The organism is Pseudomonas shiyinii (assembly GCF_056725765.1).
The window spans coordinates 2,028,793-2,046,261 of sequence record NZ_CM161522.1; the positions used below are offsets into that span (position 1 = coordinate 2,028,793).

Consider the following 17,469-nt stretch of genomic DNA (forward strand, 5'->3'; position numbering starts at 1 on the left):
GCCTGGAACGAGGGGCCTGCACGTCAGGCCCCTCGTTCGTTCACTCATGGCAGCAATGCCCCGCTTGGGCGCTCGCCGCATAGCGGTCATGGTGACGCACCCAGTCCATGGTGCCTTCCTCGTTACGCCCCAACGGCGCGACATCGAGGAAGTTGTACGCCCCCACCAGGATGTCCAGCCCCCGGGCATAGGTGGAATAGGTGTGGTACACCTCGCCGTCGTCGTCCCGATAGAACGCGCTCAGCCCCGGCAGCTCCCGCTCGTTGCCCGTATAGGGCTCGTAGTTGTACTGCGCCGAGCCGTCGGTGGCCATGCGCACGCCGAAGTCCTCGTTGAAACGGCTGCCGTTGGAGGAGAACCAGGGAAAGCGCCAGCCCATGCGCCGGCGAAAATCCTGGAACTGGGCATAGGGCGCCTGCGACACCGCCACCAGCGATACATCGTGGTGCGCCAGGTGCAGGTTGGCACCGTCGAAATGATCGGCCAGGAACGAACATCCCGGGCAGCCTTCGCTCCAGCCCTCGGCGAACATGAAGTGATAGACCAGCAGCTGGCTGCGCCCGGCGAACAGGCCGGCCAAACCCAATTCACCTTCCGGCCCCTGGAAACGGTAGGCCTGCTCGACCTTCACCCAAGGCAAGGCTCGCCGGGCTGCGGCGAGTTCGTCACGCTGGTGGGTGAAGGCCTTCTCGTGCAGCCACAACTGGCGCCGTGCGGCGAGCCACTGGCTGCGGGTGACCACGTCGTGGTCGATCGGGGAATTGCTCATGGTGGCTGACTCCAATGGGGGGATTCAGCTAATGGTCGAGCGGCGAGGGGGCTGATCGACTGCGCCTGGCTGTTGGGCGACGAACGGGCGTCGGTTTCATCGCTCAGCCAATGTCAGCGTTATTTCGCTGGCAGTTTCCTTATCTCGAGATCGTCCAATATCATTTGCTGATGCTCCCCGTCGTCCACAATGTAAAGTGTCACGACTTCTGGGCCTTCGATAATGAGTCGGTCTGTTCCGTAACGCATTTCGGAGTTTTTCGAAAGGACGGTTCGATTATCGGCAATCGATGTGTGCGTCTCACAATAATCATTGCAACTCCAGTTACATTTCACCTCGCGAACGCCCCGTGCCTGGCGGTAAAAGCTGAATCTGAATGTAGGATTCAAACTTAAAGTATTTATGGTTGATCAGGTCGTGGCTGTCAGGGTGGGCGTCCTCTAATGTTTGGTGAGTTGCCGGTGCGTGAGAAGTTGCCTACGCGATAATGGGAATTTTCACTTGTTGCGCTCCGCTCGCTGGTGCCTATTCTTGGGAAGCGAAGGTTTGGGCGAGCGCCTCAATACCGGTGCGTGGCATTTCAGCTTGTTTTTCTGAACGCTTCGTCGGGAATAGTAGTGTGGCATCGCTTTATATGATCATTACAGCTGGGCGCCTTGTGATGTTCTGTCTGATTACGGAACCCTATTAATGTCAGCGGCCATTGAAACAAAGCAACAAAAACTACGCCCCAAACGCTGGCTGGGCTTGGCGGCATTGATGTTGCCGGTACTACTGGTGACGGTAGATAACACGGTTCTGGGGTTCGCGCTGCCTAAAATTGCCGAAGCATTACATCCCACCGCCAGCCAGCAATTGTGGATGATCGATGCCTACTCGTTGGTTCTGGCCGGGCTGCTGGTATCCATGGGCAGCCTGGGGGACCGGATAGGTCATCGTAAATTGCTGCTGGTCGGCTCATTGGGTTTTGCCATCATCTCCACCATGACGGCCTATTCCAGTACTGCCATGCAGTTGATCGGTGGGCGGGCCTGCATGGGGATCTTTGGTGCCATGCTGATGCCTTCGACATTGGCACTGATCCGCTCGGTTTTCGAGGACCGGGAAGAGAGGCGCCTGGCTGTCGCCATCTGGGCAACCACCCTGACGGTGGGTTCGGCACTCGGTCCTTTGATCGGAGGTGTGCTGCTGGAGTTTTTCAGGTGGGGGGCGATCTTCCTATTGGCAGTACCCATACTGCTGCCGCTGTTGATCCTCGGGCCATGGTTGCTGCCTGAGTCGGAACCTGATGCGTCGGGGCCTCTCGATCCTTTGAGCATCCTGCAATCCATGATCGCGCTAGGGGCGCTGGTCTATGGCATCAAGCATGTAGCCAGCGAAGGTGTAGACGGTCTGGCCACGGCAGCCTTTGCCATCGGCATGGCAAGCGGCTGGCTGTTCGTGCAGCGTCAATTGAAGCTGGCGGTTCCCTTGATGGACCTGACGCTATTTCGCAATAAAACCTTCAGCGGTTCTGTCGTCATCAATTTGATGAGTTTGGCCTTCTTGGTTGGCTTTGTCTTTTTCGCCACGCAGTACTTGCAAATCGTTCTGCGTATGTCAGCGCTCAATGCCAGCCTGGTATTGGTGCCTGGGCAAGTTCTGGCAATTATCGTAGGGATGTTGGTGGTACCGGTTGCTCAGCGGGTTTCGGTGCTTGTGTTGGTGCCCATTCTCCTCGCGTTTACCGGCGCCGCGTTTTTAGTGGTTGCCAGCGTTGGCAGCAGTCTAACGGTTGTGACTGTCGCCTTTGCCTTATTGAATATTGGCGTGGGCGCAATTGCCACGGTGTCCAATGACGTGATCCTATCGGCGGCCCCATCCGCCAAGGCAGGAGCCGCATCAGCCATTAGTGAAACCGCCTATGAAGTGGGGGTAGTGCTGGGGACAGCGGTGCTGGGCGGCTTGGTGACCGCCTACTATCGTGGCACGTTACATTTGCCGGCGTTCCTTACACCTATACAAGAGCGCCTTGCCAGCGAAACGCTGGCCGGCGCTCATACCGTGGCGGCCGCGCTGACGGGCGATCAGGCAAGCGAGCTGATGAGCATCGCCGCGGACGCATTTGAAAGGGGCATTGGTTTGATGTCATGGGTGACCTTCGCCCTGGCAGTGATAGCCATTGCCATTGCCCGTTGGACGCTGAGAGTGAATCAACCAGCTCCTCGCTCAGGGTTGGACTAGAGTCCGCCAGCGACGAAGGGGACTGTTCAGCATTCCGTGAAAAGAGTACAAATGTACTCCATGGACAACATGACCCCCAAACGCCGCGCCATCCTCGCGTTCATCCGCGAGCGCATCGCCGAGCACGGCCAGCCCCCGAGCCTGGCCGACATCGCTCAGCGCTTCGGTTTCGCCTCGCGCAGCGTGGCACGCAAGCACATCGTCGCCCTGAGCCAGGCCGGCCATATCGACGTGACCCCCAACCAGGCCCGTGGCATCCGCCTGGCCGAACCGCTGCGCCGCCCCGAGATCCTCGAGATCCCGGTGCTGGGCCAGGTGGCGGCCGGTGCGCCGATCGGCCCCGACCTGGGCATCCACGAGCAACTGCTGCTCGACCCCAGCCTGTTTCGCCGAACCCCCGACTACCTGCTCAAGGTGCGCGGCGACTCGATGATCGACGACGGCATCTTCGATGGCGACCTGGTTGGCATCCGTCAGCAGGGTGAGGCCCGCGACGGGCAGATCGTGGTCGCCCGGCTGGATGGCGAGGTGACCATCAAGCGTCTGCAACGGATACCGGGTGGCTACCGCCTGCTGCCGCGCAACCCCGCCTATGCACCGATCGACGTGACGCCGGACCGGGACTTCGTCATCGAAGGCGTGTTCTGTGGCCTGTTGAGGCGCGACTGATGGGCGCGGTAGTCGACCTCGACGGCCTGCTCGACCAGCGCCGGGTCTGGCGTGGGCGTCAGGCCCAGGTGCGGCCGCAGGGCCTGCAGCCCACCGGCCATGCCTCCCTTGACGAGCGGCTGCCCGACGCGGGCTGGCCGGCGGCTGCGCTCAGCGAGTTGTTGCTGGCCAGCCCGGGCTGTGGCGAGCTGCAGCTGCTCTGGCCGAGCCTGGCGCGCCTTACCGGCGAAGGGGGGCGGGTGGTGCTGGTGGCGCCGCCATTCATTCCGTATGCACCGGCCTGGCAGGCGGCTGGGGTCGACCTGCGCTGGCTGGTCCAGGTCCAGGCGGCGCCGGCTGACGCCTTGTGGGCAGCCGAGCAGTGCCTGCGCTCCGGCAGTTGCGCAGCAGTGCTGTGCTGGCCCGAGCGCGCCGATGACCGCGCCCTGCGGCGCCTGCAGGTGGCTGCCGAGACCGGCCACGCCCTGGCCTTCGCCTGCCGGCCGCAGCAGGCCGCGCACAACCCGTCGCCTGCGGCTTTGCGCATCGCCATCGATACCCGCCCAGCCCAGTGGCGGGTCCTCAAGTGCCGTGGCGGCCTGCCACCGGCCACGCCCATCGCCTGCCCGGGGCGGGGTTGATGATCCATGCTCTGGGCGTGCATCGTCTTTCCACAGCTGGCACTGGACAGCCTCCTGCGTGAGCGTGACGACCCCGACACGCCCCTGGTGCTGGTCGGCGGGCCGCAACAACGGCGTATCGTGCAATCGGTCAACCCGGCTGCGGCCGCGCTCGGCCTGCGTGCCGGGCAGACCCTCACCGCCGCCCGTGCTCTGGCCGATGGCTTCATCTGCGTGGAAGCCGACCCGGCGCGCATCGAGCAGCTCCAGCAGTTGCTGGCAGCCTGGGCCTACCGCTTCAGCGCCCAGGTCAGCCGGCACTACCCGCGGGCCTTGTTGTTGGAAGTCGGCTCCAGCCTGGGGCTGTTCGGGCCCTGGCCGGTGTTCGAGGCGCGCTTGCGCCAGGAGCTGGATGCGCTGGGGCTGCGCCAGCGCATTGTCCTGGCGACTAACCCGGTGGCCGCGCGCATGCTCGCCAACGGCCATGACGGCCTGGCCGTGACCACGGCCGAGCAGGCCCGGGCGGCCCTGGCCAGCATGCCGGTCGGCAAGGTCGGGCTGCCTCCGACGGCAGCGGAGGCCTTCGCCCGCATGGGCCTGCGCCGGCTCGGCGATGTTCTGGCGTTGCCGCGCGATGCCTTGGCCCGACGCTTCGCCGCCGACGTGCAACTGCACCTGGACCAACTGCTCGGCCTGCGCACCCTGGGGCTGGCGTTCTACCAGCCGCCAGACCGGTTCGAGGCACGGCTGGAACTGAACTTCGATGTCGAGTCGCACCAGGCGCTGCTGTTTCCCTTGCGCCGGTTGATCAACGACCTGGCGGCGTTTCTTGCAGGCCGGGATTGCGGCGTGCAGCGTTTCAGCCTGTACCTGGAGCACGCCGAAGGGCCGGACACCGAGCTCAAGGTCGGCCTGCTGGCTGCCGAGCGCGAGGCGGCGATGCTGTTCGAGCTGGCCCGGGGGCGCCTGGAGCCGCTGCGCATTCCCGCACCGGTGCGCAACCTGCGGCTGCTGGCCGAAGACCTGCCGCCTTTCGTTCCCCAGCACCAGGCATTGTTCGACCCCCGGGCGCAGCAGGCCCAACCTTGGGAGCAACTGCGTGAACGCCTGCGTGCACGGCTGGGCGATGATGCGGTCACAGGACTGTGCGCTGAAGCCGACCCTCGCCCCGAATGCGCCTGGCAGGCGGCCGAGCAGGGCACGCCGGGTGTGCTGCCGGTCGCGCCGGGCAGCCGCCCCGGCTGGCTGCTGCCCCAGCCCCAGGCCCTGCCTGAGGCGGGCGTGCAGTTGCTGGCAAGGCCCGAGCGCATCGAGTCGGGCTGGTGGGATGGTGGCGATGTCCGTCGGGATTACTACCGCATCGAGACTCGCGATGGCCTGCGCGGCTGGGCCTATCGCGACCTGGCCCAGCCAGGGCCATTGTGGTTGCAGGGCTGGTTCGCATGAGCGCGCCGGCCTATACCGAGCTGCACTGCCTGTCGAACTTCAGCTTCCAGCGCGGCGCCTCCAGCGCAGACGAACTGTTCAAGCGGGCCAAGGCCCTGGGCTACGAGGCCCTGGCCATTACCGACGAGTGCACCTTGGCCGGTATCGTCCGGGCCTGGCAGGCCGCCCGGCAACATGAGCTCCGGCTGATCATCGGCAGTGAAGTCCAACTGGAACAAGGGCCCAAGCTGGTGCTGCTGGTCGAGAACCTGGCGGGTTACCAGAACCTCTGCGGCCTGATCACCCAGGCGCGGAGGCGGGCGCAGAAGGGCGAATACCAGGTACTGGCCGAAGACCTGCAGGGGCGCTGCCAGGGCTTGTTGGCACTGTGGGTCGCCGATGCCGACGACGACCCTGCTACCGGCCAGTGGCTGCAGTCGCTGTTCGGTCAGCGCCTGTGGCTGGCGGTGCACCTGCACCGTGGTTGCGATGATGCCCGCCGCCTGCAGCGCTTGCGCAGCCTGGCAGGCCGCTTGGGGATCCGTGCGGTGGCCTGTGGCGACGTCCATATGCATGTTCGGGGGCGCCGCGCCCTGCAGGACTGCATGACGGCGATCCGTCAGCACTGCACGGTGGCCCAGGCCGGGCGCTACCTGTTCGCCAATGGCGAACGCCACTTGCGCACCTTGGCCGAACTCACCGAGCTGTACCCGGCCGACCTGCTGGCCGAGACCCAGGCCATCGCCGGCCGCTGCCACTTCGACCTGGGCGAACTGAAGTACCAGTACCCCCGCGAACTGGTGCCCCAGGGCCATACGCCTGGCAGCTGGTTGCGTCACCTGTGCCAGCTGCGCCTGCCCGAGCGCTGGCCCCAGGGGCCGAGCGCCGAGGCGCTGGCGACCTTGGAGAGGGAGCTGTGCCTGATCGAGGATCTGGGCTACGAAAGCTACTTTCTCACCGTCCATGACATCGTCGACTTCGCTCGCAAGCAGGGCATTCTCTGCCAAGGCCGTGGCTCGGCCGCCAATTCGGTGGTGTGCTTCGTGCTGGGCATCACCGAGCTGGACCCCATGAGCGGTCATCGCTTGTTGTTCGAACGTTTTTTGTCCCGCGAGCGCAACGAGCCACCGGACATCGACGTGGACTTCGAGCATGAGCGCCGCGAGGAAGTGATCCAGTATGTGTTCCGCCGCTATGGCCGGCACCGCGCGGCACTCACTGCGGTGGTCAATACCTACCATGCTGCCGGTGCCGTGCGTGACGTGGCCCGTGCCCTGGGGCTGCCGGCTGACCAGGTAGATGCCTTGGCCAAGTGTTGTGGGCGCTGGAGCGACCGCATTCCCGATGCCCAGCGTCTGGCCGAGGCCGGTTTCGAGGCGCAGAGCCCGTCGCTGCGGCGCATCCTGGTGCTGGCCGGCGAGCTGATCGGCTTCCCTCGGCATCTGTCCCAGCACCCTGGCGGCTTCGTCATCTCCGAACAGCCGCTGGACCACCTGGTGCCGGTGGAAAACGCCGCCATGGCCGAGCGCACGGTGATCCAGTGGGACAAGGACGACCTCGACCTGGTCGGCCTGCTCAAGGTCGATGTGCTGGCCCTGGGCATGCTCAGCGCCCTGCGGCGTTGCTTCGACCTGCTGGCCCGTCACCGTGGCCGGCACCTGACCTTGGCGACCATCCCCAAGGAGGACAAGGCCACCTACGCCATGATCAGCCGCGCCGAGACCATGGGCGTGTTCCAGATCGAATCGCGGGCGCAGATGGCCATGCTGCCCAGGCTCGAGCCGCAGACGTTCTACGACCTGGTGATCGAAGTGGCGATCGTCCGGCCTGGGCCGATCCAGGGCGACATGGTCCACCCCTACCTGCGCAGGCGCCTGAAGCAGGAGCCGGTGACCTACCCGTCGCCCAAGCTCAAGGAGGTGTTCGGGCGCACCTTGGGCGTGCCGCTTTTCCAGGAGCAGGTGATGGAGCTGGCCATGGTCGCTGCCGACTACACCCCAGGCGAGGCGGACCAGTTGCGCCGCAGCATGGCGGCCTGGAAGCGCCATGGGGGCCTGGAGCCGCACCGCGAACGGCTGCTCGAAGGCATGAAGCGCAACGGTTACGAACAGGCCTTTGCCGAGCGCATCTTCGAGCAGATCAAAGGGTTTGGCAGCTATGGTTTCCCCGAGTCCCACGCCGCCAGCTTCGCCTTGCTCTGCTACGCCAGCAGCTGGCTCAAATGCCATGAGCCGGCGATCTTCACCTGTGCGCTGGTCAACAGCTGGCCCATGGGCTTCTACAGTCCTGACCAGTTGTTGCAGGAGGCACGCCGCCAGGGCATCGAGGTGCGACCGGTGGACGTGTGCCAGAGCGAGTGGGATTGCACCCTGGAGCCTGACGGGCAAGGCGCGTTGGCGATTCGCCTGGGGTTGCGGCAGATTCGCGGCTTCAGCGAGGCCGATGCCCGGCGCTTGGAGCAGGCGAGGGCGCACCGGCCCTGGCGGGATGTCGAAGACCTGTGCCTGCGCGCCGAGCTCGACAGCCGTGCCAGGGCTCGTCTGGCCGATGCTGGCGCCTTGCGGTCCCTGGCCCGCGACCGTCACCAGGCGCGCTGGCAGGTTGCGGCAGTGCAGGCGCAATTGCCCTTGTTCGCCCAGGTGCAGGGCGCGCCCGAGCTACCCGTGGCCTTGCCGATGCCGACGGTGGGCGAGGACCTGTTCGCTGACTACGCCACCCTGGGTACCACGCTCGGGCCGCACCCCCTGGCCCTGTTACGTCGGCGCTTGCGAGCGCTGGGTTGTCGCAGCTCTGTGGAGCTGGACGGGGTCGCGCACGGAGACAGCGTGGCGGTGGCCGGGTTGGTGGTGGGGCGGCAACGGCCGCAGACCGCCAGCGGGGTGACCTTCGTCACCCTCGAAGATGAACATGGCATGGTCAATGTGGTGGTCTGGCGCGACCTGGCCGAGCGCCAGCGCAGGGCCTTGGTGGGTTCGCAGCTGCTCAAGGTGAACGGGCGGCTGGAGCAGGAGAAGGGCGTGCGCCATTTGATTGCCCGGCGGTTGGAAGACATTAGCCCCTTGCTGCAGGGGCTGGATGTGCGTAGCCGGGATTTTCACTAGCCCCTAAAGCCCAATCGCCGGCAAGCCGGCTCCCACTGGTCTTGTGTACGAAACGCCCAACCCTGTGGGAGATTCTATGGTTGTGGGCAAGCATTTTTAGCTGTTCTGGTGACGTATTCGCCCTGGCTCTTCAGTAGGGCGAATGCGACTCTGGCGAGCTTTCTGGCCAAGATCACCAGGGCCTCAGTAGTGGCCTTACCCTTGCCCCTATGGTGTGCATAAACGTCTTTCCAGACCGCTGATCGACTAGCTGACATGGCCGCATTGTGCAAAAGGCGTCGTATCTCAGAACAACCCCGTTTGGTGAGCCGCCGACGGCCAGTTTTTTGCCCGGAGTCAGAGATTTGCAAGTCCATGCCCAAGAAAGCGATGAATGAATCACCATTCTTGAAATCCCCCCGGATAAACGCTGTCACCAACCCCACAGCGGTCAAAAATCCGATGCCTTCTATCTTTTGGCAACGGGCGACCTGCTCGCTTAATCCTGCTTCGCGTACCAACTCCTTGAGCTTTTTCTGAAGCAGTACATCGAGTTTCTCCATGCTCTTGGCAAAGGATTTGAACACGGTCTCAAGGCTTCTCTCATTGGACCAGCTTTGCGTCAAGGCGGTGCGTGCCGAGACCAGCGAGGCGCGGCGACGCAGAAGGCTCTGGAGCTTGCCGTAGACGGCTGGAGGTGGGCTCCAAGGACGTAGTCCACTGCCTTCGCGGGAAAGATAGCGAGAGAGTAGATAAGCGTCAGAGGCGTCCGTCTTCACCCGACCACCGACGCTCTTTCGATAGTTACTGAGCTGGAAGCCATCGACCACGTAGACTTCAAAGCCTTTTTCATAAGCCATCTCCACCAGGTCGAGATGGTAGGTATTCGTTGCTTCGACGCAGATAGCGGTATTGGCGGGTTGTTGTCCCAGCCATTTCTTGATTTCGGGTTTGGTATTTTTCAGCGAGGACTGTTCATCACGGTCTTCGAAATGGACAACCAATTCGACTTTGGCCACATCCACACCAATGATGAATTGGCTTACCTGCATTGCCATTGGCCACACTCCCACGTATGGTTTTTCTGCTTGGAGGGGTTTTCACCAAGAGGCGCTGGCTTGCTTCTATCGTCGCTTGCAAACGATGCATTCTTTATCGGCGCTTTGGTGAAGGGGTGGGGCGATGTCTCCCACGGTCTGTACTGCGGCTAACAGTCAGAATCGGCTTTTTCGTCCCACCACCCCTTCAAGTATCACCATACAAGCCGGCTTGCCGGCGATGAGGTCACACCATCGCCAGGTGCTGCTTGCGCGTCGGCGCCGGAAACGCTTTGTCGATCGCCTGCAGGTCCTCAGGCAACAACACCAGTTCACCCGCCGCGGCATTGAGCTGTACATGCAGCGGGTCCACGGCTTTGGGAATGGCGATCACCCCGTCATTGCGCGTCACCCAGGCCAGGCTCACCTGGGCCGGGGTGACGCCATGGCGCTCGGCGATCTCGGCCAGCACCGGGTGCTGCAACAAACGCCCGGCCTGGGCCAGCGGGCAGTAGGCCATGGTCGGCAAACGGTGCTCGCGGCTCCACGGCAGCAGGTCGAACTCGATGCCGCGCTGGGCCGGGTTGTACAGCACCTGGTTGGTGGCACAGTCGTCGTTGCCCAGCTCCAGCAGGTCATCGACGTCGAAGTTGGACACGCCCCAGCGGCGGATCTTGCCTTGCTCGCGCAGGCGTTCGAAGGCTTCGACCGTCTCTTCCAGCGGGTACTGGCCACGCCAGTGCAGCAAGTACAGGTCGATGCAGTCGGTACCCAGGCGCGCGAGGCTGCGTTCGCAGGCCGCCGGTACGCCACGCCGGCTGGCGTTGTGCGGGTACACCTTGCTGACCAGGAACACCTGGTCGCGGCGCCCGGCAATGGCCTGGCCGACCACCGTTTCAGCCCCGCCCTCGGCGTACATTTCCGCGGTGTCGACCAAGGTCAGCCCCAGGTCGATGCCCTGTTGCAGCGCGGCCACTTCAGCCGCCTTGCGGCGCGGGTCCTCGCCCATGTACCAAGTGCCCTGGCCGATGGCCGGCACCTTCGAACCTGCCAGATTCACGAAACGCATGTCACCTCCTGTGGATCGGTGTGGGAAAGCACGACGTCGAGCAGCGCCTGCGCTGCGGTGGAAAGCTTATGGTCGGCCAGGGCGATGACGCCGATGCGCCGCTCCACACTGGGCTCGACCAGGGGCACGCAGCGGGCGCCGAGCTCCTGCATCTGGTTGATGCACAGCGCCGGCACGGCGCTGACGCCCAGGCCGTTGGCGACCATGCGGCCGATGGTGGACAACTGGTGGCTCTCGAACGCCACCGCCAGCTTGCCGTGGCTGGCCGCCACGTTCTGCTCGAGCAAAAGACGCACGGCCGAGGGCCGTTGCAGGGCGATGAAATCTTCGGCGAGCAATTGCCGCCAGCTCACCTGGGGTTGCTCGGCCAGGGGCGAGTCGGCAGGCACCACGGCCACGAAACGATCGAGGTAGAGCGGATGGAAGCGCAGGCCGTCGAGGTTCTCCGGCTCGAAGCCGATGCCCAGTTCGACGCGGCGATGGCGCACCAGTTCCAGCACTTGTTCGTTGATCACATCGTGCACCGTGACATTGACCCGCGGGTAGCGCTGGCGGAACACCTTCAACGACCGCGGCAGCAGGTTGCCGGCAAACGCCGGCATGGCCGCCACCGAAACCCGCCCCAGTTGCAGGGTGAAGCGCTGGCGCAGCATTTCCTCGGTGTCATCCCAGTCGGCCAGCAGGCGCCGGGCCAGGGGCAGCAGCACTTCGCCCTCGGCCGTCAGGCTGACGCTGCGGGTGGTGCGGGTGAGCAGGGCGCCGCCGAGGTTGTCCTCCAGCGCCTTGATCGTGAGGCTCAGCGCCGGCTGGGAAACATGCAGGTGCTCGCCGGCCTGGGCGAAGCTCTGGTACTTGGCCACGGTGACGAAGGCGCGTAACTGCTTGACGTTCATGGCGAACCTGTTTTGTTTTGGAAAAATTATCAATCGATGACGAAAACAAAATTAACAAATCAGTCGACAGCGGTGAAGATGCGTCCACGGTTCCAACAACTACAAAAGGCGACTGAGCATGGCCGGACTGGACAAGCGCGTAGCAACCTATGAAGAGGCCCTCGCAGGCCTGACCGACAACATGACGGTGCTGGCCGGTGGTTTCGGCCTGTGCGGTATCCCCGAAAACCTCATCGCCGAAATCAAGCGCCGCGGCGTCAAGGGCCTGACCGTCGTCTCCAACAACTGCGGCGTCGACGGCTTCGGCCTGGGCGTGCTGCTGGAAGACCGGCAGATCCGCAAGATGATCGCCTCCTACGTGGGCGAAAACGCCGAGTTCGAACGCCAGCTGCTCAGCGGCGAGCTGGAAGTGGAACTGACCCCCCAGGGCACCCTGGCCGAGAAGATGCGCGCCGGCGGTGCCGGTATCCCGGCCTTCTACACTGCCACCGGCCACGGTACCCCGGTCGCCGAAGGCAAGGAAGTGCGCGAGTTCAAGGGCCGCAAGTACATCCTCGAAGAATCCATCACCGGCGATTTCGCCATCGTCAAGGGCTGGAAGGCTGACCACTACGGCAACGTGGTGTACCGCAACACCGCGCAGAACTTCAACCCGCTGGCCGCCACCGCCGGCAAGATCACCGTGGTCGAGGTCGAGGAAATCGTCGAGCCGGGCGTGTTGCTGCCCAGCGAGATCCATACCCCGGGCATCTATGTCGACCGGGTCATCGTCGGCACCTTCGAAAAGCGCATCGAGAAGCGCACCGTCAAGGCCTAACGCGCCGTCCACAGAACAACAAAGAGATCCTGACCATGGCACTGACCCGCGAACAGATGGCGCAACGCGTCGCCCGTGAACTGAAGGACGGTTACTACGTCAACCTCGGTATCGGCATACCCACCCTGGTGGCCAATTACGTGCCCGCCGACATGGACGTGATGCTGCAGTCCGAGAACGGCCTGCTCGGCATGGGCGAGTTCCCCACCGAAGGCACGATTGACGCCGACATGATCAACGCCGGCAAGCAGACCGTCACCGCCCGCCGCGGTGCTTCGATCTTCGATTCGGCCCAATCGTTCGCCATGATCCGTGGCGGCCACGTCGACCTCACCGTGCTCGGTGCCTTCGAAGTGGACGTGGAAGGCAACATCGCCTCGTGGATGATCCCTGGCAAGCTGGTCAAGGGCATGGGCGGCGCCATGGACCTGGTGGCCGGCGCCGAGAACATCATCGTCACCATGACCCACGCCTCCAAGGATGGCGAGTCCAAGCTGCTGCCGCGCTGCAGCCTGCCGCTGACCGGTGCCGGTTGCATCCGCAAGGTGCTCACCGACCTGGCCTACCTGGAGATCGAGAACGGCGCCTTCATCCTGCGCGAAACCGCACCTGGGGTCAGCGTCGAGGAAATCATCGAGAAGACCGCCGGCAAGCTGATCGTGCCGGACGATGTGAAGGAAATGACCTTCTGATATCAAAGGTTGTAACCCACCCTGTGGGAGCGGGCGTGCCCCGCGATAGCGTCAGGCCAGGCAACATCATCGCCTGAGCGGACGCTATCGCGGGGCACGCCCGCTCCCACAGGGTTTTGTGCTTGTTTTTGAAAAAAACATAAAACCAATAAAAGGAAGACTACCGTGGCCGCTGAAATCCAAGACAGCCGCTCCGCCCGCTTCGCCTTGCGCTGCTCCAACTGGGCCGAACGCTGGTTCCCCGACTCCTGGGTGTTCGCAGCCCTGGCCGTGGTGCTGGTGTGCCTGGGTGCCATGCTCATGGGCGGCAAGCCCACCGACACCGCCAAGGCCTTCGGCGATGGGTTCTGGAGCCTGATCCCGTTCACCATGCAGATGGCCTTCGTGGTCATTGGTGGCTACGTGGTGGCCAGCTCGCCGCCCGCTGCGCGGCTGATCGACCGCCTGGCCCGCTTGCCCCGCAACGGCCGTTCGGCGGTGTGCTGGGTGGCGCTGATCTCGATGCTCGCCTCGCTGCTCAACTGGGGGCTGTCGCTGGTGTTCGGCGGCTTGCTGGTGCGCGCCCTGGCACGTCGCCAGGACCTGAAGATGGACTATCGCGCCGCCGGTGCAGCCGCCTACCTGGGCCTGGGCGCGGTCTGGGCGCTGGGGCTGTCGTCCTCGGCGGCGCAACTGCAGGCCAACCCGGCCAGCCTGCCGCCTTCGATCCTGGCCATCACGGGGGTAATCCCGTTCACCGAAACCATCTTCCTGTGGCAGTCCGGCGTGATGCTGGCGGCCCTGGTGATCGTTTCGCTGGTGATCGCCTATGCCACCGCCCCAGGCCCGAACAGTGCTCGCACCGCCGAACAGTGTGGCGTGGACCCAAGCTTCAGCGCGCCCCCACCGGCCCAGCGTACGCGCCCGGGCGAGTGGCTGGAATACAGCCCGATCCTGACCTTGCTGCTGGTGGCCCTGGCCGCAGGCTGGCTGTACCACGAATTCGCCACCAAGCCTGCCATTACCGCGATCTCGGGCCTGAATACCTACAATTTCCTGTTCATCATGCTCGGCGCCTTGCTCCACTGGCGCCCGCGCAGCTTCCTGGACGCAGTGGCCCGCGCCGTGCCGACCACCACCGGGGTGTTGATCCAGTTCCCGCTGTATGGCTCGATCGCGGCCGTCCTCACCCAGGTCAAGGGCGTGGACGAGCAGACCCTGGCCCACCATATTTCCACGTTCTTCGTGCAGATCGCCTCCCACGACACCTATGCCGTGCTCATGGGGGTCTACTCGGCGGTGCTGGGCTTCTTCATCCCGTCCGGTGGCGGCAAGTGGATCATCGAGGCGCCCTACGTGATGCTGGTGGCCAACGACCTGCAGTACCACCTGGGCTGGGCGGTGCAGATCTACAACGCCGCCGAAGCGCTGCCGAACCTGATCAACCCGTTCTACATGCTGCCGCTGCTGGGTGTGCTGGGGCTCAAGGCGCGGGACCTGATCGGCTTTTCCTTCGTGCAGTTGCTGGTGCATGTGCCGTTGGTGCTGGTGCTCTTGTGGGCGCTGGGCACGACCTTGCAGTACGTGCCGCCGGTCATGCCGTAGATGTAGGAAAGCCAGAAAAGGGCGGTAGGAAACCGCCCTTTTCTTCGTCTCGATGAATTATCGATAACGATTCCCATCAGTGACTCGTTCCCAAGTGAATGCCGCCGTGCGGCAGGCAAGGACATTCATCGAAACGAACAAGGAGCAAGGCAGCGATGTTCGCGCCCATCAGCCGTTGCATGACCCTGACCCTGGGGTTGTGCGTCACTACCACTGCAACCCTGGCCGAAGAAACCGACCACCAGGCCAGTGCAGAAGTCCTGGAACTGGATTCCACAGAAGTCTTCGCCCAGGGCCTGGGCAGCACCACGGAGCATACCGGCTCCTACACCACCGGCAGCATGAGCGCGGCCACGCGCCTGAACCTGTCGATCAAGGAAACGCCGCAATCGGTCTCGGTGCTGACCCGCCAGCAGCTGGACGACTTCCAGCTCAACACCCTGTCCGAAGCCATGGCCCACGTCACCGGGGTCACCGTGCAGCGCAACGATTCGGAGCGGCCGGCCTACTATTCGCGGGGTTACGCGATCAACAATTTCCAGGTCGACGGGATGCTCAATACCTTCTCGGGGCTGAAGTCCGACTCTGACACCATCATCTATGACCGCATCGAAGTGGTGCGCGGTGCCACCGGGTTGACCACCGGCGCGGGCGACCCTTCCGGCACCATCGCCATGGTGCGCAAGCGGCCCACCCATGAACTGGCCATCCGCACCGGTGCCAGTGCCGGCAGCTTCGACAACTACTACAGCTACCTCGATGTCGGCGGCCCGCTGGGCTGGGACGGGCGGCTGCGCGGGCGCACCGTGCTGGCCTACCGCGACGCCAAGTCGTTCATGGACAAATACGCCAACCAACGCGAGGTGGCCTACGGCGTCCTCGAGGCCGACCTGACCGACAGTACCGTGCTGGCAATCGGCTATGACTACCAGAACAAGCATGTGCAGGGATCGTCCTGGGGAACGGTGCCGATCTGGAACGCCGATGGCAGCAAGGCCAACCTGCCGCGCTCGACCAACCTGACCGCGTCCTGGTCGTCCTGGCCTTTGAAGGACGAGACGGTGTTCGTCACCCTTGATCAGCAGCTGGCCAACGATTGGCTGCTCAAGGCGGCCTATACCCATCGACAGAGTGACAGCGATGGCAAGGTGTACTACGGCGGCAATGGCTTCCCCGAGGCCGACCGTAGCGGCATGACGGCCTGGCTGGCGCACTTTTCCGGCGTGGAGAAAATGGATGCCATCGACTTCAACGTAGCCGGGCCCTACACGCTGTTCGGTCGCAGCCATGACTTGATGGTCGGCTACGGTGAGTCGCAGCGGCGCAACACTGAGCCTTACCGGGTGCGTCAGGCATTGCCGGACGACTACACGAAGATCCCGGACTGGAAGCACATGGGGTCGATCCCCAAGTTCTTCGACACTGACTCCGGGCGAGACGCCTCGCGTGGCTACACCCGGCAGAAGGCCGGCTACATCGCCACCCGCCTGAACCCCACCGAGCGTCTGCATCTGGTGCTGGGCAGCCGTTACGGCACTTGGCAGAACGAGCAACGCCAGTGGGCCTACGACGATGCCCTCAACGGCAAGGAGCTGCCGCGCACCAAACAGACCCAGAGCGACCAATGGACCCCCTATGCCGGTGTGCTCTACGACCTGACCGAGCAGTACACCGTGTATGCCAGCTACACCGACATCTTCAACCCACAGACGGTGCGGGATGTGAACCGCAACTACCTGGACCCGATCGTCGGCAAGGTCTATGAGGTGGGCCTGAAAGGCAGCCTGTTCGAGGACCGCCTGAACCTGAGCAGCGCGGTGTATCGCAGCAAGCAGGACAACGTGCCCGAGCGTGACGACTCGGTGGACCCGGGCGGCAACGAGGTGTTCTACAAGTCCGGGGGCAAGGGGGTGGTGGTGGAGGGCTTCGAGGCCGAGGTCGCAGGCGAGGTGATGCCCGACTGGCAGATGAGCCTGGGCTATAGCTATACCCATGCCGCAGCGGCCGACCATACCCGCAAGAGCCCCGAGCAGCCGCTGAACCTGGTGCGCCTGGCTACCACCTACACGCTGACGCCAGCGTTGACGGTTGGCGGCACGCTGGACTGGCAGAGCGAGACCTACAAATCGACCAAGCGCCCGGTCGGGCGTACCGAGCAAGGCAAGTTCATCACCGTGGCCGACACCGTCAGCCAGGGTGCCTTCTCAGTGGTCGGTCTGATGGCCCGTTACCGGTTCGACGAGCACTTGTCGGTGTCGTTGAATGTGAAGAACCTGTTCGATGAGCATTACTACAACAACATCGGGTTCTACAACGGGGTGTACTACGGCGAACCCCGGACGGTGATGCTGGGCGTCGATTGGCGGCTCTAGGGCAAGGGCAACCGGCTTCAGGAGCGCAGGCATTCTGTGGGAGATTCCAGGGTGCTGGACAAGCTCAAATTGCCTTCGGTTGGTTTAAATACAGTCCAGGCTCCGCTTGCTTCGTAGGAGCTGGCGGAGCCTGCGATGGGCCGCAAAGCGGCCCCTTGAGTCTGGCTCCACCGTTTGAGGGCTTGGGGCTGCTGTGCAGCCCATCGCAGGCTGTCGCCAGCTCCCTGCAATTGCACCGCT

Annotated in this window: 13 protein-coding genes; 9 read left to right on the plus strand and 4 right to left on the minus strand. The window is 63.9% G+C overall.

The window, feature by feature from the left end; all coding sequences use genetic code 11:
* Nucleotides 1–40: 40 nt before the first annotated feature.
* Nucleotides 41–769, minus strand: coding sequence for a DUF899 domain-containing protein (locus ACXHGZ_RS09270; RefSeq protein WP_480463470.1), 729 nt, complete (start codon nucleotides 767–769; stop codon nucleotides 41–43).
* A 690-nt stretch (nucleotides 770–1,459) separates the two neighbouring features.
* Between ACXHGZ_RS09270 and ACXHGZ_RS09275 the strand changes: the two genes are divergently transcribed.
* The 5 genes from ACXHGZ_RS09275 to ACXHGZ_RS09295 are packed head-to-tail and all read left to right on the plus strand — an operon-like array spanning nucleotide 1,460 to nucleotide 8,786.
* Entirely contained in the window at nucleotides 1,460–2,992 is a 1,533-nt protein-coding gene (locus ACXHGZ_RS09275) for an MFS transporter (RefSeq protein WP_480463471.1), read from the plus strand.
* Between the two features lie 51 nt (nucleotides 2,993–3,043).
* Nucleotides 3,044–3,661 (plus strand): transcriptional repressor LexA, encoded by a 618-nt coding sequence (gene lexA / locus ACXHGZ_RS09280; protein ID WP_480463473.1) that lies wholly within the window; start codon nucleotides 3,044–3,046, stop codon nucleotides 3,659–3,661.
* Nucleotides 3,661–4,281, plus strand: coding sequence for a translesion DNA synthesis-associated protein ImuA (gene imuA / locus ACXHGZ_RS09285; RefSeq protein WP_480463475.1), 621 nt, complete (start codon nucleotides 3,661–3,663; stop codon nucleotides 4,279–4,281). The genes lexA and imuA overlap by 1 nt, the downstream gene beginning before the upstream one ends.
* Before the next feature lie 6 nt (nucleotides 4,282–4,287).
* On the plus strand, nucleotides 4,288–5,706 hold the full coding sequence (locus ACXHGZ_RS09290) for a Y-family DNA polymerase (protein WP_480463476.1): 1,419 nt from the start codon (nucleotides 4,288–4,290) through the stop codon (nucleotides 5,704–5,706).
* Nucleotides 5,703–8,786, plus strand: a complete 3,084-nt coding sequence (locus tag ACXHGZ_RS09295; protein WP_480463478.1) for an error-prone DNA polymerase — start codon at nucleotides 5,703–5,705, stop codon at nucleotides 8,784–8,786. The genes ACXHGZ_RS09290 and ACXHGZ_RS09295 overlap by 4 nt, the downstream gene beginning before the upstream one ends.
* A 74-nt stretch (nucleotides 8,787–8,860) precedes the next feature.
* On the opposite strand, the gene ACXHGZ_RS09300 is transcribed toward ACXHGZ_RS09295, so the two are convergent.
* The 3 genes from ACXHGZ_RS09300 to ACXHGZ_RS09310 form a co-directional block, all read right to left on the minus strand.
* Entirely contained in the window at nucleotides 8,861–9,823 is a 963-nt protein-coding gene (locus ACXHGZ_RS09300; RefSeq protein WP_480459995.1) for an IS110 family transposase, read from the minus strand.
* A 226-nt stretch (nucleotides 9,824–10,049) separates the two neighbouring features.
* A complete protein-coding gene (locus tag ACXHGZ_RS09305) occupies nucleotides 10,050–10,871 on the minus strand; it encodes an aldo/keto reductase (protein ID WP_084857617.1) in 822 nt (273 codons plus the stop codon).
* Nucleotides 10,859–11,764: a LysR family transcriptional regulator gene (locus tag ACXHGZ_RS09310; protein ID WP_480463480.1), complete on the minus strand. Its 906-nt coding sequence runs from the start codon at nucleotides 11,762–11,764 to the stop codon at nucleotides 10,859–10,861. The genes ACXHGZ_RS09305 and ACXHGZ_RS09310 overlap by 13 nt, the downstream gene beginning before the upstream one ends.
* A gap of 118 nt (nucleotides 11,765–11,882) precedes the next feature.
* Here ACXHGZ_RS09310 and ACXHGZ_RS09315 point away from each other — a divergent pair, with 118 nt between their 5' ends.
* From ACXHGZ_RS09315 to ACXHGZ_RS09330, 4 genes are all read left to right on the plus strand, one after another.
* Nucleotides 11,883–12,581, plus strand: a complete 699-nt coding sequence (locus ACXHGZ_RS09315) for a CoA transferase subunit A (protein ID WP_480463481.1) — start codon at nucleotides 11,883–11,885, stop codon at nucleotides 12,579–12,581.
* Nucleotides 12,582–12,616: 35 nt separating this feature from the next.
* On the plus strand, nucleotides 12,617–13,273 hold the full coding sequence (locus tag ACXHGZ_RS09320; protein ID WP_023380384.1) for a CoA transferase subunit B: 657 nt from the start codon (nucleotides 12,617–12,619) through the stop codon (nucleotides 13,271–13,273).
* A 165-nt stretch (nucleotides 13,274–13,438) separates the two neighbouring features.
* Nucleotides 13,439–14,857 (plus strand): short-chain fatty acid transporter, encoded by a 1,419-nt coding sequence (locus ACXHGZ_RS09325; protein ID WP_480463483.1) that lies wholly within the window; start codon nucleotides 13,439–13,441, stop codon nucleotides 14,855–14,857.
* A 155-nt stretch (nucleotides 14,858–15,012) separates the two neighbouring features.
* Nucleotides 15,013–17,229 carry a TonB-dependent siderophore receptor gene (locus ACXHGZ_RS09330; RefSeq protein WP_480463484.1) on the plus strand — a complete coding sequence of 739 codons (2,217 nt, stop codon included), beginning with the start codon at nucleotides 15,013–15,015 and terminating at the stop codon, nucleotides 17,227–17,229.
* The last annotated feature ends 240 nt before the right edge of the window (nucleotides 17,230–17,469 follow it).

What these genes read in the sequence shown, in the direction of transcription:
- ACXHGZ_RS09270 (WP_480463470.1), bottom strand. Translation starts at nt 769, where the DNA reads ATGAGCAATTCCCCGATCGACCACGACGTGGTCACCCGCAGCCAGTGG.
- ACXHGZ_RS09275 (WP_480463471.1), top strand. Translation starts at nt 1,460, where the DNA reads ATGTCAGCGGCCATTGAAACAAAGCAACAAAAACTACGCCCCAAACGC.
- lexA (WP_480463473.1), top strand. Translation starts at nt 3,044, where the DNA reads ATGTACTCCATGGACAACATGACCCCCAAACGCCGCGCCATCCTCGCG.
- imuA (WP_480463475.1), top strand. Translation starts at nt 3,661, where the DNA reads ATGGGCGCGGTAGTCGACCTCGACGGCCTGCTCGACCAGCGCCGGGTC.
- ACXHGZ_RS09290 (WP_480463476.1), top strand. Translation starts at nt 4,288, where the DNA reads ATGCTCTGGGCGTGCATCGTCTTTCCACAGCTGGCACTGGACAGCCTC.
- ACXHGZ_RS09295 (WP_480463478.1), top strand. Translation starts at nt 5,703, where the DNA reads ATGAGCGCGCCGGCCTATACCGAGCTGCACTGCCTGTCGAACTTCAGC.
- ACXHGZ_RS09300 (WP_480459995.1), bottom strand. Translation starts at nt 9,823, where the DNA reads ATGGCAATGCAGGTAAGCCAATTCATCATTGGTGTGGATGTGGCCAAA.
- ACXHGZ_RS09305 (WP_084857617.1), bottom strand. Translation starts at nt 10,871, where the DNA reads ATGCGTTTCGTGAATCTGGCAGGTTCGAAGGTGCCGGCCATCGGCCAG.
- ACXHGZ_RS09310 (WP_480463480.1), bottom strand. Translation starts at nt 11,764, where the DNA reads ATGAACGTCAAGCAGTTACGCGCCTTCGTCACCGTGGCCAAGTACCAG.
- ACXHGZ_RS09315 (WP_480463481.1), top strand. Translation starts at nt 11,883, where the DNA reads ATGGCCGGACTGGACAAGCGCGTAGCAACCTATGAAGAGGCCCTCGCA.
- ACXHGZ_RS09320 (WP_023380384.1), top strand. Translation starts at nt 12,617, where the DNA reads ATGGCACTGACCCGCGAACAGATGGCGCAACGCGTCGCCCGTGAACTG.
- ACXHGZ_RS09330 (WP_480463484.1), top strand. Translation starts at nt 15,013, where the DNA reads ATGTTCGCGCCCATCAGCCGTTGCATGACCCTGACCCTGGGGTTGTGC.